This window comes from Treponema sp. R80B11-R83G3 (genome assembly GCF_054786115.1).
In genome coordinates, this window is the sequence record NZ_BDHF01000036.1 from 1 (window position 1) to 15,867 (window position 15,867).

The 15,867-nt window shown below is 42.4% G+C and carries 15 protein-coding genes; 9 read left to right on the forward strand and 6 right to left on the reverse strand.

Annotated features, from left to right (window positions below; translation table 11 throughout):
- The 4 genes from ACYVRH_RS06820 to smpB all read left to right on the forward strand — a co-directional run.
- Positions 1 to 299: M23 family metallopeptidase (locus tag ACYVRH_RS06820; RefSeq protein WP_461256178.1), on the forward strand; the 299-nt coding region annotated here is incomplete at its 5' end.
- A 26-nt stretch (positions 300 to 325) separates the two neighbouring features.
- Positions 326 to 1,306, forward strand: a complete 981-nt coding sequence (locus ACYVRH_RS06825; RefSeq protein WP_461256179.1) for a hypothetical protein — start codon at positions 326 to 328, stop codon at positions 1,304 to 1,306.
- A 294-nt stretch (positions 1,307 to 1,600) separates the two neighbouring features.
- On the forward strand, positions 1,601 to 2,995 hold the full coding sequence (locus tag ACYVRH_RS06830) for a formylglycine-generating enzyme family protein (protein WP_461256180.1): 1,395 nt from the start codon (positions 1,601 to 1,603) through the stop codon (positions 2,993 to 2,995).
- On the forward strand, positions 2,988 to 3,515 hold the full coding sequence (gene smpB / locus ACYVRH_RS06835; protein WP_461256181.1) for an SsrA-binding protein SmpB: 528 nt from the start codon (positions 2,988 to 2,990) through the stop codon (positions 3,513 to 3,515). Before ACYVRH_RS06830 ends, smpB begins: the two co-directional genes overlap by 8 nt.
- Here the strand turns inward: smpB and ACYVRH_RS06840 are convergent.
- Positions 3,493 to 3,957, reverse strand: coding sequence for an FtsB family cell division protein (locus tag ACYVRH_RS06840; protein WP_461256182.1), 465 nt, complete (start codon positions 3,955 to 3,957; stop codon positions 3,493 to 3,495). The two genes, smpB and ACYVRH_RS06840, sit on opposite strands and share 23 nt — an antisense overlap.
- Positions 3,958 to 4,123: 166 nt before the next feature.
- Between ACYVRH_RS06840 and ACYVRH_RS06845 the strand changes: the two genes are divergently transcribed.
- The 3 genes from ACYVRH_RS06845 (at position 4,124) to ACYVRH_RS06855 (ending at position 10,021) form a co-directional block, all read left to right on the forward strand.
- On the forward strand, positions 4,124 to 6,997 hold the full coding sequence (locus ACYVRH_RS06845) for a hypothetical protein (RefSeq protein ID WP_461256183.1): 2,874 nt from the start codon (positions 4,124 to 4,126) through the stop codon (positions 6,995 to 6,997).
- A gap of 332 nt (positions 6,998 to 7,329) precedes the next feature.
- Positions 7,330 to 8,427, forward strand: coding sequence for a 6-hydroxymethylpterin diphosphokinase MptE-like protein (locus ACYVRH_RS06850; RefSeq protein WP_461256192.1), 1,098 nt, complete (start codon positions 7,330 to 7,332; stop codon positions 8,425 to 8,427).
- Positions 8,420 to 10,021, forward strand: coding sequence for a 6-hydroxymethylpterin diphosphokinase MptE-like protein (locus tag ACYVRH_RS06855; protein WP_461256184.1), 1,602 nt, complete (start codon positions 8,420 to 8,422; stop codon positions 10,019 to 10,021). Before ACYVRH_RS06850 ends, ACYVRH_RS06855 begins: the two co-directional genes overlap by 8 nt.
- A gap of 75 nt (positions 10,022 to 10,096) precedes the next feature.
- On the opposite strand, the gene ACYVRH_RS06860 is transcribed toward ACYVRH_RS06855, so the two are convergent.
- A complete protein-coding gene (locus tag ACYVRH_RS06860) occupies positions 10,097 to 10,570 on the reverse strand; it encodes a hypothetical protein (RefSeq protein ID WP_461256185.1) in 474 nt (157 codons plus the stop codon).
- Between the two features lie 372 nt (positions 10,571 to 10,942).
- Here ACYVRH_RS06860 and ACYVRH_RS06865 point away from each other — a divergent pair, with 372 nt between their 5' ends.
- Positions 10,943 to 11,311: a hypothetical protein gene (locus ACYVRH_RS06865; RefSeq protein WP_461256186.1), complete on the forward strand. Its 369-nt coding sequence runs from the start codon at positions 10,943 to 10,945 to the stop codon at positions 11,309 to 11,311.
- 492 nt (positions 11,312 to 11,803) lie between these two features.
- On the opposite strand, the gene ACYVRH_RS06870 is transcribed toward ACYVRH_RS06865, so the two are convergent.
- Genes ACYVRH_RS06870 through ACYVRH_RS06880 form a run of 3 tightly spaced genes read right to left on the reverse strand, consistent with a single transcriptional unit; the run spans position 11,804 to position 14,518 of the window.
- On the reverse strand, positions 11,804 to 12,625 hold the full coding sequence (locus tag ACYVRH_RS06870; protein WP_461256187.1) for a hypothetical protein: 822 nt from the start codon (positions 12,623 to 12,625) through the stop codon (positions 11,804 to 11,806).
- 10 nt (positions 12,626 to 12,635) lie between these two features.
- Positions 12,636 to 14,066, reverse strand: a complete 1,431-nt coding sequence (locus ACYVRH_RS06875; RefSeq protein ID WP_461256188.1) for a hypothetical protein — start codon at positions 14,064 to 14,066, stop codon at positions 12,636 to 12,638.
- A gap of 53 nt (positions 14,067 to 14,119) precedes the next feature.
- The gene (locus ACYVRH_RS06880) at positions 14,120 to 14,518 is read right to left on the reverse strand and encodes a hypothetical protein (RefSeq protein WP_461256189.1); all 399 of its coding nucleotides are present in this window, start codon (positions 14,516 to 14,518) and stop codon (positions 14,120 to 14,122) included.
- Between the two features lie 139 nt (positions 14,519 to 14,657).
- Here ACYVRH_RS06880 and ACYVRH_RS06885 point away from each other — a divergent pair, with 139 nt between their 5' ends.
- A complete protein-coding gene (locus ACYVRH_RS06885; RefSeq protein ID WP_461256190.1) occupies positions 14,658 to 14,996 on the forward strand; it encodes a helix-turn-helix domain-containing protein in 339 nt (112 codons plus the stop codon).
- Between the two features lie 229 nt (positions 14,997 to 15,225).
- Here the strand turns inward: ACYVRH_RS06885 and ACYVRH_RS06890 are convergent.
- Positions 15,226 to 15,867 (reverse strand): hypothetical protein (locus ACYVRH_RS06890; RefSeq protein WP_461256191.1); only part of this gene is annotated, 642 nt, incomplete at its 5' end.

A 15,867-nucleotide genomic window follows, 5' to 3' on the forward strand; every position in this document is an offset into this window, starting at 1 on the left:
AGGGGATAGACCTTGCCGCGCCGGAAGGAACTGAGGTTTTTGCCGCGGCGGACGGAGTTGTTACGGCGATAGGAGATGATCCTGTCTACGGAAATTATATTATTATTAGCCATAGCAATAATTGGAAAAGCCTGTACGGACACTTACAATCTATAGAAACGGTATTGCGAACAGACGTAAAATCGGGTAACCTTATAGGCAAAGTTGGATCGACAGGCCAATCCACAGGACCGCATCTTCATTTTGAACTGCGGCAGGACGGAAAAGCGTTTGACCCGGCAGGAAGGCTCCGTCCCTGAGTATTGGGTAAAAAAACGGAAGGTGTATGCCCAAATCAAAAATTACTCTCGCTATTATCCTGTTCTTTTCGTATTTTAACTTACAAGCGGAATCTTTTCGCACTGCCGTAGAGGGCGTAGTCGAATTATCTCCCGGTTCGGCGGATAATGTTATTCCCATTGGAATTAACAGCGCGGTAATAATTAATCTGGGCGCGGAGACGCGTTTTCTAAGGGGCGTTGAAATTGAAATTACCGCTCCCCAAAGCTGGCTGCCGTATCGAGGTTCCCTTGGAATGTACATCTACAACAACATTAACCCGCAGACAGCGGACGGGCTAGCCGACATAGACGGCAGACGTATAGCCTTTGAACCTCTTCCGTCAAGATTAAGGATTATTTACCAAATCCCGATACGCCAACAGCACGGATTAAAAGCGACTACATCGGCAACTATTCCCACAGGCGTAGTACAACCATCCTCATTTCCAATAGTGTTCAGGCTGATGCAGGTCACCAAAGGGCTGCCCGATGAATTTGAAAATATGTCATTCAACCTCACCGTAAGGCCGATTTTAAGCGATGAAGGGGCGGTCAGGCTAATCCCCCGCTACCCCGCCCAACTAAGAAACAAGCCTTTTACAGTCCTTATAGACGACAGCGTAATACCCAACATTTCCGAACAAATACTTTTACGCGAAGGCGAGCATCATCTTGTCATTCTTTCAGAAGACTACCGCAACGAGAGCAGACGCTTTGTGATAGAAAGGGCGAAAATCGTCGATTTAACCATAGAATTACAGGATCCAACCCCGATTATCGTCTTTGAAGCCCCTCAAACCGCCCAAATTTACCTTGACAACAACCCAATCCCCCGCAGCCGCGATCCCGTTACGGTAGATCCCGGCCAGCACGAAGTAAAGTTTCAAGTAGGCGACTATACCCTGACAAGAACCCTAAACATACAGCGCGGCAAAACCTACCGTGTCTCTTTAGCGGTAGACCTCGCTGTTCAGGAAGAAGAATAGGGAGTAGGGAATGGGGAGTGGGGAGCGAGGTTAGTGGGCGTAGCGTGCTGGTTTAACTATAAGATAACGAACAACTATTCCCCACTCCCTACTCCCCATTCCCCACTCCCTGAAATCTAAAAATAGTATTCATGAAAACCAACCCTCGTACCGATACTCAAAATGTCGGGATTATAGTTCCCCTCCCAAATCACTATGATTCCGATATGCCTCAAGGGGCATGGAGCTGTTCGAAACACAAATCGGACAGCTCTTTTTTATAGATTAAATAAATAAATAGTTATATAATGCCTCATGCAAGAAAAACAGACTGACGCCGAAATTCATGTCAAATTTAAGCCTTTTTATGGCATACGACCCGGAGTGTACCTTACTGTTCTATACTCATTTATTCTGCTTTTAATCCTATTTTTCCTGCTTTTGTACCCCGGTTTAAAAAATCCGGGGGCAGTTTTAATCGTAAAAACAGAGCCTGCGGGTGCGGCTGTCAGAATTGATGATGTTTACAGGGGAGTCGCTGGGAGTAAAATCCCCATTTCAAAGGGAAATCACACCATAGAGGCGGTTATGCCGGGTTTTGAAAGCCAAAGCGCTGTCCATGAAATCCCTGCCCGCTACTTTGGTTCGCTCTTTTTCCCTCTGCGCTACAAAGTCGAGTTTACGCTAAATACTCAGGATCCCGTTGCCGCGTTTGCCTATTATGCCTCAGATTACGCCACATGGACATTCGCCGGAGAGCCTACCGCTTCATGGCAGATACCCATGAGCCTTTCGGAAGGCGCTTACCGCACGGGGTACGCAAAAGACTCAAATGACGATATGCAGCAAATGTTAATTGCCGCATCCGGTTTTGCCGTCACTAAAGCCGCAGTTCGCGATCTTATCCGCGCTAAAATACTTTTAGATAACTGCGGCAATGCGCCATCCCCTGTCGCGCTTGTAAACTCAATTTCAGGCATATTCGCATTTTTGTCGGAAAATCCGGGCGCGGCAAAATGGCTTTCTCAGGTACTTCCGAGAGAACAAGCCTCCATTGTCGAATCTTCCGACTGGTTTAAAAAACAGCCTAAAGTCGCGAACAGCGGCTTTACGGCATCATTTAAAATAAAACCAAGCGCCCCTACGGGAAGCCAAAGGCTGGCGGGGGTAAATTTTATAAGGTTCTCATCGGGTTTTATGATCAGCGAAACCCCTGTATCACGCTCATTATTTGAAACATTTCTTGACGAAAATCCGCAGTGGAGGGAACAGCAGACCGATTATTTTCCGCAGGAAATTTCAAGTTATCCTTGGGAAATTGACAAAAATATCATTACAGGCGTTACTTGGTACGCGGCGCAGGCGTTTTGCGAGTGGATGGCGTTACGGCTGCCGCAGACAGCAGGCATGGAAGTTAGGCTTCCTACGGAAGTTGAATGGTCAATCGCCGCTCAAAACATCGACAATATGAAAAATATCGGGTGGGAATGGTGCTACGACCCCTATTCTCCGCTTCAAATTGCCGCAGTATCACATCAGGCAAAACAACTTGTCGGCTCCCCGGAACGCTCCTTGCGCGGCAGACAAACGGCAAATTCAGCGGAAACAAGGGCTTCCCTGCCCCCCGATCTGTCTTCGCCAATTGTAACATTCCGTATAGTTATTAGTACTCCAACTCCCCCGGAATTAAAGTTAAAAGATTATGAGTGAAGGCGTAAAAATTATCGCTCTGAACCGTAAGGCGCGGCACGATTATTCGATTGATGAAACTTATGAATGTGGAATAGAGCTTTTAGGAACGGAGGTAAAATCGTTCCGTGACGGAAAAATTTCATTTCCTGATTCGTGGGCGGAAGTGGTAAACGGCGAAGTTTGGCTGCGCTCACTGATAGTAGCGGAAAATCCATTTTCATCGGTTTTTAACCATGAGCCGGACAGAAAAAAGCGCCTGCTTTTACACAAAGATGAAATAAAAAGGATCAATCGAAAGGTAGAAGAAAAGGGGTATACATTGATCCCATTGTCATTTTATTTTAAAAAAAGCAGGGTAAAAGTGGAAATAGGGCTGTGTAAAGGGAAAAAAGCTTATGATAAAAGGGCGGGAACGAAAATATTGATATCGAAGACGCCTCTTTTGATGAATTTGACGTCCCCTCCGCGTCAGGCGAGATTGCCCGTGAATTCAGGCGCGGACTCCAGTAATAGGTTTAACGGGACTTTGATTCTATAATTTCCAGCATAAAAAGAAAGGCAAAGACCAGCAATCCAACGCAAAGAGCGCCTATTTTAATGCTTTTATCGGAAATAAACTCGGGAACTGACGTAATATATACGTTTCCTGCCGTTATAAGATCATTTTTCATGTTTCCAAGACCGACAATTCTGACGAAACGTTCATCAGATTGACCATACCCCATAAGACGGGCATGAACCATCAAGGTATCTTGATCGTATTGCAGATTAAATTTTGTTCTTTCCAGTTCTTCATTTATATTTTCCAAATCTTTGATATTTTCAAGCTGCCGATCCCTCTCAGCTAAAAGATAATTATACGCCGACAGGCCCGAATGTCCGCCTAAAAACGAAAAAAGCGTATAAACGGCAATAGCCGTCCAAATTCCTACGAGATATTTAAATATCTTCATGGTTCGATTTACGGTTGTTTTTACCATATTCTTTAAATTTCCCTATAAAACAGTTTTAACAAAAAAACAAATCTATTTTAAAACGGCATTGACAATGCTATTGTCATAGGTTATCCTATAAGTTGAGATAAGCTATTGAAAATGGGGAAAAGTACCGATAATTGACCATAAGTGTTAATTTAGGGAGCGGTTCATGGCAAGAAATAAAAAACCTTCGATTTACTCTGATCGCGCGAGTATTGGCAGCGCGGAAGAACTTGACGAATACGGCGTATGGGTAAAAGGCGAACCACAAATTCTTTCTGCGGATGAAAAAACAGGTTTATCTACAAATCTTGATGATTTTTCACTGCCTGTTGCGGATGATTCTTCAGGCGATGAATCATTATCAAGTGACGACGCGATATTTGACGTTGACGACGCATCAGGACCTTCCAAATCCGAAAAAGTTGAATTTCCAGATGACAACATAGATATTGACCTTGACGACAACCCGTTAACCTCGCAGACAGATCTTGCTGATCTTAACATGCCTACCGATGACAATCTTGGCGTAACGGCGGGGAACGAAAATATTGATATCGAAGACGCCTCTTTTGATGAATTTGACGTCCCCTCCGCGTCAGGCGAAAACGAAACAACTGAAACCGAAAGCGCAAGTCCTGAAGAAAATGATTTAACGACGGAAGAACTTGACATTAAAGCCGAGGACAGTGAAGCCTTAAATATTGATGAATTCGACAGCGGCGAGGCAGACATCGAATCTCCTGACAGCGCGATTTCAGATAACGACGCGTTTGACACTGAAGATTTAAACATCCCAACTGTTAAATCCATCGAAAACAACATTAGCGCCGTTCAGGATGACTTTGACGCCGCCCAGTCGGGAGACGGCGGACTGTCCGGCGAACTTTCAACCCAGCTTCTTCAAAAAATAGCTTTTGAGCTTTCGTCTATCAGAAGCGAACTTACGGATCTAAAAAAAGAATTTGCCAGTATCCGCTCTCAGCCGCAAGAAGAGGAAAAACACGCGGAAGGCGGCGGTTTCTTCTCGGATGACGATGACGAAGCCATCGCGCTTACAGGCGATGAACTTAACAATATACTAAGCACCGGCGGCACTACGGAAGAGGGAGTACCTGAAACAATCGACGATGAAGAGGATGAGGCAATCGCTCTTACGGGCGATGAGCTTGACAATATCCTTAACTCGGCGGATTTCACGGAAGAGTCGGGAACCGAAGAAACGCCAGAAAATGAATTTTCCGTTGACGATAATCCCCCGTCTGACGAAGCCGCTTCAGACGACGCTAATTCAACTCCTGAAGACATTGATATTGATATAGATATTACTCCTGATGAAATTGCGGACGCAGATCTTGCCGCTGATGATACTGCCGGCCTTCCGGAAGGGGACGCGCCAGTTGAAGACCTTGCCTCGGACGATCTTACTGATATTTCTGAAGGAGACGCGCCAGCCGAAGACACATCTCTTGCCGCAGATGATTTAACGTTATCTGAAAGTGATACAACAATCGAAGACGCGTCCCTTGCTTCCGATGATTTTGCCGACTTGTCAGAAGGCGGCACCGAAATTGATGATATTGCCGCAGATGATTTAGCTTTACCTGAAAGTGATACGACAATAGAAGACGCATCCCTTGCCTCCGATGATTTTGCCGACTTGTCGGAAAGTGACACGGCAGCCGAAGACGCATCCCTTGCCACTGATGATCTTCCTGACTTGTCTGAAGAAGACATGGCAATCGATGACACGCTTGTTATAGACGATCTTCCTGACTTGACGGAAGGAGACGTGTCATCTGAAGAAGACGTGTCATCTGAAGAAGACGTGTCATCTAAAGATGACGTGGCAATTGATGACACATCTCTTGCCACAGATGATCTTCCTGACTTAGCGGAGGACGGTGCAGCAACAGAAGACACATCCCTTGCCGCAGATGATTTTGCCGACTTATCAGGAGACGCGGCAACCGAAGACACGCCTCTTGCCGCAGATGATCTTCCCGACTTGTCTGAAGAAGACGTGTCATCTGAAGATGACGTGTCAATTGAAGACTCCCTTGTTATGGATGATCTTCCTGACTTGGCGGAAAGCGAAGCATCAACCGAAGACACATCACTTGCCGCAGATGATTTTGCCGACATTTCAGACGGAGAGACATCAACCATTGATGAAGAACCCGCGAAAGGCGACGAACTTGACATACTCCGCAAAGAAGGCGCTCCCCTCCCAATCACCGAAACGCCGGAAAACAGTTCGTATCTTGAAGAAGGCGGCGATATAGATTTGTCGGACGCGGTAATAGATGAACCGGAACTATCGACGGAAGGCATTAACGACGAACTTACGGAACCTTCTCTTGATGGGGACGATTTTAACCTTGATTCCCTTGGTGATCTGTCAATTGATTCAGAGTTGGACATGGACAGCGGTCCTTCTTCCGCTGACGATACTGATTCAGTATTAGAGGAAGAAACGGCTGAACCAGCGCAAGAAATTCCAGAAGACTCCTTGGATACGGAAAGCTTGGATGAAGCGGTTGATAATGTAATTTCTGAAAGTAATTTTGAAGACGAACTTGAAGAGCCTGTCGTTTTTGACGATTTTCAAGATTTTTCAGCTGACAATTTTGACAATGTAATAGAAACGCCTCCCCCGCAAAAGCCTCCTGTTAAACAGCCTGCCGCTCCAAAGTCTCCTGCTCCTGTCCAACAACAAGCGGCTCCTCAACCCGCATACGCTCCACAACCTATGTACGCTCCGCAACCTGCGCCGCAAGCGGCACCGCAGCCTGCACCACAAGCGGCACCGCCAGCGATGATGCAGTCACCTGCACAGCCGGCAGGCGGCCAGCAAGCAGGCGGCCAGCTTGCAGGCGGCCAATTATCACTTCCTTCGGGTTTGCGCTCTGAACTTAGAAACATCCTCAGTTACATGGATCAGCTTCTTGAAGCGTTGCCGGAAGAAAAAATTGAAGAGTTCGCTAAATCAGATTACTTCGATTCCTATAAAAAACTCTTTAAGGATTTGGGGTTGGTATAATCGCCGATTTATCCGAGCATGGCGCATGGCTTCATTCACGTTACAATCCGCAGGCGGAAGCCGCGCGCTACATTGACTCATTAAATCTAAATGACGCGATAGAATGTTTTATTTTAATTGAACCGGGTCTAGGCTACATTATTCCCGTTTTACAGGAAAGATTTAAAAAAAGCAAAATACTGGTTCTTCACGCGGAGAACTATCCGCAAGCGGATTACTATCCGCACTCTTCTTCCTCGCAAGTTCATACCCTAACCGGCGTTGATACCGCAAAAACAATTGAGTTTTTAGAAACTCATATTCGGGAAATTAATATCGACCGTATCCGCGTAATAGAATGGCGTCCTTCTTTAAACTACTACAAAGAAGCCTACGTCAAACTTCTCTCTTCAGTTGCCACGTTTTTAAAAAGGGCGGACGCTGAAAAAAGAACGACTGCCGTTTTTGGAAAAAGATGGGTAAAGAATTTTTTTAGAAACATTGGGAATATAAAACAAATTCTTTTATACCGGCAAATGGAAATTCCCGTTATTATTACGGGTTCTGGTCCAAGCCTCGATAAAGCCATGCCCGTTATTCAAAAAGCGCGTAATAACTGCCTAATCATTGCCGCGTCTTCTTCGGTTCTTGCGTTATCATCGGCAGGGTTACCGGCGGATATAGTCATTGCCACAGACGGCGGAAGTTGGGCGTTAAAACACATCTACCCTTTTTACAGAAATAAAAAAAACGCAAACACAGTCGCTCTTGCCGTAAATTTATGCGCCGCCCTGCCCTCCCAATGCGCCGATACGGCCCAATTGATTATAAACGACGGCAGTTTTTGGCAAAGCATCGTTCTTCATGAACTTAATTTGCCGTCCGTGATTATCCCGCAAAGAGGGACGGTAACGGCAACCGCCGTGGAACTTGCGATGATTCTTTCAAGCGGCAACATCTACCTTGCCGGTTTGGATTTTTCAGTTAATGACATAAGGACTCACGCAAGGCCATACGGTTTTGACAGCCTGTTTTACGGCAACGCAAACCGTTTTGTTCCCTTTTATTCGCAAAGTTACGCGAGGGCAAGACTGCTTCACCAAGGCGGCAGTATGGGCATATACGAGTCATGGTTTAAAGAGCAATTGTACAAATGGCCAAAAAGAATATTCTCTATCGGCGGCAATAAAATTTTTGAAAACGGAGAGCCTTCTGCGGATTATGGTTTAAAAAATACTGATGGATTTTTTAGCGTTGTCACTCATGAAAACTCAAAGCATTTTTGTGAAAAAGGAATACAAGCCCTTTTAAAAGCGATAAAGCAGCCGCAATATTCGCAAATTTTAAAACAGGAACTCAATTCCCTGCTTTTTCCGGGCGAGAATAAAGTAACGCAGAATGAATTGGAAACGGCAATAAAAGCCGCTTGCGCGAAGGCAGTACATGAATAACACAAATTACTATACATTCCAAAAATCCCGTAACGGAGAGACGGTACCCGCAATTATTAATCAGGACGGAAACGCCCAGCCTTTACATTCCATGATTGATCCGATACGGGAAGCGCAGCGTCTTGTGTCAACAATAGGCAAAACAGACTTTGTAATTTTTCTTGGACTCGGCGGCGGTTTTGCCCCGCAGTCCGCTTTAGAACTTACAGATTCTAATATAGTCATAATTGATTTTAATAAAGACGGCATAGCGGAACTTTTTGCAAACAGGGACTATTCAAAACTGTTGAATAACGGCAGGGTGAGCATACTCATAGATTCAAGCGAAGAAGAAATAAAATCTTTTGTCATTGAAAATTTTATCCCCGCTCTTTGCGGCGGCATAAAAACCTTTCCGCTGCGGACAAGAACAGAACATGATAAATCAAAATTTGAAAAAGCCGCCGCTGTAATTCAGCAGGCAATTGAAACTGTATCAGGCGATTATTCGGTTCAGTCTCATTTTGGACTGCGCTGGTTTTCCAACATTATACGCAACATAAAAAATATGCAAACAGAAAGTTTTTTTGCTGAAAAAAAAGAAAACCCAATTCAAGAAGCGGCTATAGTCGCCGCCGGCCCTTCGCTGGATACCCAGATTTCTTCCCTTGCGGAATTTAAATCACATAACGGATTTATTATATGCGCCGACACCGCTCTTGGCGTTTTGTTGCACAACAACATAGTGATGGACGCGGTAGTATCAATTGATTGCCAGCACATAAGCTATTATCATTTTATGGGCGTTAATCAACGCGGCAAAAAAATTCCCCTAATCCTTGACATTGCAAGCCCTCCCCTTCTCTGCGGTTTATCCTCATTCACTCCCGTCTTTTTTTCAGGCGGCCATCCTCTCACGCGCTATTTATGCGCCCATTGGAGATATTTCCCGCAGTTGGACACATCAGGCGGAAACGTTACATACGCGGCTCTTTCCCTTGCGCAAGCTCTGGGCGCAAAACACATAACGCTATTTGGCGCGGACTTTTCCTACATTCGCAGCCAAACCTACGCAAGGGGAACATACATCTACCCCTACTTTAACAGAAAGCAAAACCGCCTCTCTCCTGAAGAAGCGCAATTGTCCGCTTTTCTCTACCGCGCTCCATTCCTTCCCAATGAAGACGGTCAAAAAAAGAACTATTACGAGACGGCTTCTTTACGCTTCTACCGCAAAAAACTGGAAGAAAAAGCCTCAATGATGAACGCGGAAATAAAAAGCGAACATGGATTTGGAGCGCCTATCAATTTAAGCCATACGCGCAAAAACTCTAATGTACAAAGAGCGGATTACAAAGAAAATAAGTCAACAATAAACGGAACAGCCTTTTTAGAACAGTACCGCAATGACATAGCCTCCCTGCCAAAAGCAAATGAAAACGGCAATTATTTAAAAAGACTAAATGAAAAAGATAGCCAAATTTTTACCACGATTCTGCCCGCCGCCGCCGCCCTTAAACACCGAGACACGAACAATAAAACAACCGCAGAGTTAATCGAATCGACAAAATATCATTGTCTTAAACAGATAGATAAAATACTGGGAACATATTAAAAAATTCTACCACAAACCACACGAACACCACGAACTTTTAGTACATATCTTGTCGTTGTTCGCGTTGGTTCGTGGTTAAAAATTCTTTAACTCAGTCATAAAATTATACTCCGCATTTTGAATTAGGGAAATGGCCCTTGAAAAAACGGGAATAAAATCATTTGGCTCATTTAAGAGCAATTCAGCGGTAATTGAGACAACTTCTCTAGCAGGAGAAAACGTAACTTTAACTACTTTAGAAATCCTGTTTGAATTATTTGCGGCGGTAAGGGCATTCTCCGGTGAAATATCTTTCATCTTAAATCCCATATAAATCTGGAAAAATTGAATATCTTCCTCATCTACGATTATATAATAAGTATCTCCCGATATCTTAAACTTAATATCACCTTCATTGTCTTTTTCGGGCGTATATCCTTCCTGTTGCAGATACTTCATATAAATATCTTGTAATCCCTCTCTTGTCACTTGTTGTTGCGATACCGCCGGAAAAACAAAAATTCCCCCAAAAATAAAAATAGCCAGAAAAATTTTACCTATTTTTGCCATATACAACTCCTAAAATATTAATAATATTAATAATTTCTATATATAAGTATATATATAATTTCGTATTTGTCAAGACATTATTTCGCAAAATTTCACACGAAGATCACAAAGAAGAGGGATAAAGGGTTTTTGTCCGTAATCTTATCGTGAAGCCCAAGCTTAGCCTTAGGACAACAACCCCCTCTTCCCCCTTTGTGATCTTTGTTCCTTAGTGATCTTTGTGTGAGTCTTCTCGTATAAATGTGTTATGCGAAATTTTGTAAGTTTTTAACAAACTTATTTTAATTTTTTAGCTATCTTCTTATAACATGCAAAAATCTATTTTATCTTCTTTCGTAAATTATTATCTTAGAATTCATAGGAGATATATAAATGAAAAAAATCATTGTGATTCTTGTCATTTTACTGACAGTAGCGGGAGCGCTGTCAGCGGATCCCATCTATCTGGGGAATTTTCCCTTAGGGCAATGGCTGGATGCCAACTACGGCGCGGTATGGGATTTCACATCAAGCAACATCAGAATCTTGAGTACTGACGGAAGAGTTCTTTACGATTTTTCCAACAAAACAATTCAGGATTTTAAGGTTACCATGGAAGGAACTCAGCCTGCCATTTCCTTCACCTGTCCCGAGGCCGGAAGATCGTATAAATTCATAAAGCCTTTGCTTAGTGACGATTTGAATATGCGCATTAACAGGCCTAATCGTCCTGAATACTCAGTAACAATGAGGAAACAGTAATTTTAAAAGTTTTAACAGTTGTCTGACCACTACACCTGACCACTCTAGAGTGGTCAGGTAAAAGTGCTCAGACAACCGTTTTTTTTGTTGGCTTTGTGGAAGTTTGTCAAGCCCTAAAAGAGGTTGACACATATTATGCCGCGATCCTATGCATTTTTTCAGGTGTTTTATAATCAAGCGACATATGTAGATTTGTCCCACGTCGCATACAGCCGGAACGTTATTTACTACGCATATATCCGTAGTAAATATTTCCGTTCTCTAGGTTCGCTCCTTGTTCGTGCGCACTGGCGGCTGCCTAAAGTCAGCCTTACTTTTATTTTAAACAATGGCATTTATTGGTACTACGCTATGTGGCATTATTCATCTTACCTGACCACTTGCAAGTGGTCAGGCGTTTGTTTAGCGGGTTCGTGGTAGATCTTCTTCGATCTTGTTCGCATGGTTCGTGGTTAATTCTTAACTATTGAACACCTTCACTTTAGTCACGCCTCACGATGGCGGCGTAAAGGACTCACTAAACGCAATCCGGTACGTGCCGCTATAACTGGAACTGTACGGCGTTACCTTTATATAGTACACCTGTCCGCTTGTTACCGATCGTGAAATGGATCTATAGCTGCCATATAGATTTGTACTACTTCCGAGTGTATTGCCTGTCGAGTCATATACCTGAACGCACAAATAATCCAGCGTACCTAAACTAACGTGTATGTATTGCGTATCTGCAGTTGCGGTAAACTCGAACCACTGCTCGCCGTATGCGGAAAGATTACCGTCTGCCCATGTGTTGGCGGTAAGCATAGTTACCGTAGGCGGGATAATGGACTCATTAAACGCAATCCGGTACGTGCCGCTATAACTGGATCCGTATGGTGTTACCTTTATATAGTACACCTGTCCGCTTGTTAGCGACTGTGAAGTGTTTTCTTTATAAAAATTATTATTATAATCATTATTATTATAATCATAATTATTATAATAATTTTCATAATAATAATAACTATATCCGATATATGTGTTTCCGACCGTATTGCCTGTCGAGTCATATAACTTAACATACAGATCAGTCAGCGTACCGAAACTAACATGTATGTACTGCGTACTTGCTGTTGCGGTAAACTTGAACCACTGCCAGCCATTTTCGGAAAGATTGCCGTCTGCCCATGTATTGGCGGTAAGCGTTGTAGAAAGCGAGCTAACATTGGCCTTAAACGCCTTTTGCCAGGGCGTACCATCGTCAAAATCACAGGCAGTTATAAAAATTGCTATGCCGATTAAAATGACTAAACTAATTAAAAAATTCTTTCGCATAATAAAACTCCTATTTAAACCTATACACATACCCAAACGATAGCTTTGAAATAGAATTACGGTTATCGACCGTCGTCGAATGGGTGTAGGAAATATCAAATCCAAATATGTTAAAACCAGTAAAAATACTTATGGCTGTAGAGGCATCCCAAACTGAACCTACGTCTTCAAACGTGTAATTTGCAATCATTTCGCCAAGACCTAAGCCAAAGTACCAACCCCCGCTTCTTTTCCCGCTCTTCGTCAGCCCAAACGGTACAAATAGCGCGTAATTGACAAATGGGTACAGGTAAAAAATTTTAATTTCTCTTGTTTCATTAAAATAATTATAACGATCATAATCATTACTATAATAACCATAATAATATTGAGTGTGTTCCCAGCCTATGTCCATGCCTAGTTCAAAAAACGAGTTTTTAGACGGGGCAAGCGTACCATGTACCGTAGTAATAAAATAAGGGTGTATATCATCAAACCACCCTACGCCCAGCGAAAAGCCAAGCGTATTCAACTTCGCGTTTTTAAGGTCTTTAACCGGGGGAAATACCGCCGTAACTATGCCGGAATTTTCGCTGTTAGTTGCAATTGCCCCCGGTACTTTAAAAAAGTCAGTTAATACCCCTTCAAATGTGTAGCCGATTTTTGCGATCAGCGTAATAGTCGCAGTGTATTTGGTATCTAAGGTGAAAGTTCCCGATACTTCCGGAGACCACGTTACCATCCCCATATATTGGGCGTTTTCTTTAATTACCGTTACCGGAGTTCTTTCAGTTACAGGAACGGTAACACCAGCTATGGTGGCTATGGTAACAGGTTTTTGCTGTGAAGTTGAAGTCGAAGCCACAGACGATGCCGCAGGCGAAGACGAAGTCGCAGACGCAGATGAGGCCGCAGACGCAGATGAGGCCGCAGGCGAAGACGAAGTCGCAGGTGCAGACTGCTGGGGCTTGCTGCTTAAAAGAGACGCAAACTGCGGATCGCTTTGCGGATTTATAGAAGCGGAGTACTGCGACTTTATTTCCGCATTTGTGTCTATGGCGTTAAAATTTATTTTATACTCAGAGCCAACACGCTCCATTGAACCTGTTATCAGATACTGTACGCTCAATAATCGCCCAATACTCTGGGCGGATTCTTTGTTTATCGTGTCCGTCGCATTGGAAGGCAGATCGCCTTGGATACTTTGAAGCTGAGCCTGATCGGAAATAATAGGCGCAATTCTGCGGTTTCTTAATATAGCCCCGTAAAGTTCATTTATTATATAATTATTTAAATTTACCGAATCGGAGCTGAAATTTATAATCGCCGCCCTAGCGTTGGCGGGCAAGTCTCTGCTGATTTTCACTGCGGCGCCGATTATCGCCTCGTCAAGCGATTGCGCGTTTAAAAACGCGCTGAAAATAAAAAATCCCAAAAAGACAAAAAACAGTTTTTTATTCATTTTAATTCTCCAAAAATAAAATTATCTTCTTATAATATTTCCTGTTAAGATCATTACCTTATATATTTGACGGCGGTTCCACGCATTTTATAAGTTACTTCCGTGTTTACAGACTGTTTATCTTTATAAAGAAAACTTAAAAATCCATAACTTGTAGTTTCTGTCTTTGTTGTTGTTCGCTGGTCGAGCATAATATCGATCACATAGTCGCAATCAGGATACAGATTCCTCGCCGCTTTAAGCAAACTAACGTAACCGATTCGGTCTTTGCTTTCATAAAGAATCTCACCTAAAATTTCAATTTTTGTTCTTTGATCGGCGGTATACATAAGCGGAACCGTGTTTGTAGTTTCGCCTGCGCTTTTACACCCCAAAACCAAAAATAGAACCAAACAGGACATAACAAAGGAAAAAACCTTCATTATATGCTGAGCCTTAAATGCGTTTTTCATGAAAAACTCCTTTTTAATGATTGCTCATTATGAACATTCTAATAACATAATAGTATTATACTACTAATATTCCATAAATGTATAGTAGTATACTGATAATGTCAAATATCCTTTAGTGTTTTTATCATATTGTTAAAACATGGGATTTAGGGAAAATCTGAAGGCGGAATTGGTCAATTCTGACATGTTGGTAAAGGAATTGGCTAAACTTTCAGGGGTAAAAAAGCAGACTATTGACAGTTATTTAAGAGAAAAAAACAATATTCCTTCAATTGAAGCGGGGGTAAAAATCGCCCAAGCTCTTGGCGTATCGGCAGAGTACCTTGTCACCGGAAATGAAAAAAAACAAAGCAAGGAATTAAAAGAGATAAACAACGACGTGCAGATAATCGCAAGGCTTGCAGAACAGCTTGATGATGAAAAACGCAAATTTGTAATTGATTTCATAAAACTGCTAAAAACCCGCAAAAAGAAATAAAAAAATTTGGCAAGAGTTCACACCAAGAACATAAAGAAAGAAAAGGACACAAAGAGGAATCAGGGGTCTTGTCCGTTATCTTATCGTGAGGTTATAAAACTCAGCTTGCTTACAACAACACCTTTTTTCTTTCTTTGTGTTCTTTGTACCTTTGTGCTCTTTGTGTGAAGTCTTTTCGAAAAAATTCAAATGAATAGTAAAGATTTAGATGTTACAAACTACTAATTTATTAGGGTGCAAAGAAATCAAGCATTAAACCAATATGTATTGCCCTCATTGTTACATTCATAATATTAAATTCCTGATTATATTCTTGAGGCGGCAAATTACCAAAACAGTAAAATAAAGGTATTCCTAACCCCAAATAAGGCGTTATTCCAAAATTATTTATTCGAAATCTAAAACCTATATCTAATCCGCCTGTAATGCCGATACTATGATATACATTGTCATTTCCTTTAAAAGGAAAATTCCATCCAATAGTTATTTCAGAATTGTTGTCAAATAACCAAAACATTTTTCTCCATTCTATTAATCCGTAGAATCCCCAGAAAAAACCGCTTTGCGTTTCTTTGTTATAGAACATCCGGTATTTTGTTATTACGGCAACTGTGTCTCCTCTTATAAACAGCCCTAATCCCATTTCCCTATGATTTTCCGTTTCCCAATTAACATCTATGGCAAGCCACATATTTCTAAAATCGGTATTTTGCGATTCTCCGTTTTCATAATTTGTGTCTAAAGAGAATAACATTCCAATAAAAGTGAAAGGATCAAATGAAATGGAAGTATTTGAAGAATCCTGTGAAAATGCATTGTGAGAAATAAAAAGAATTATAATAAAAATAAGAATTGCTTTTTTCATATTAGT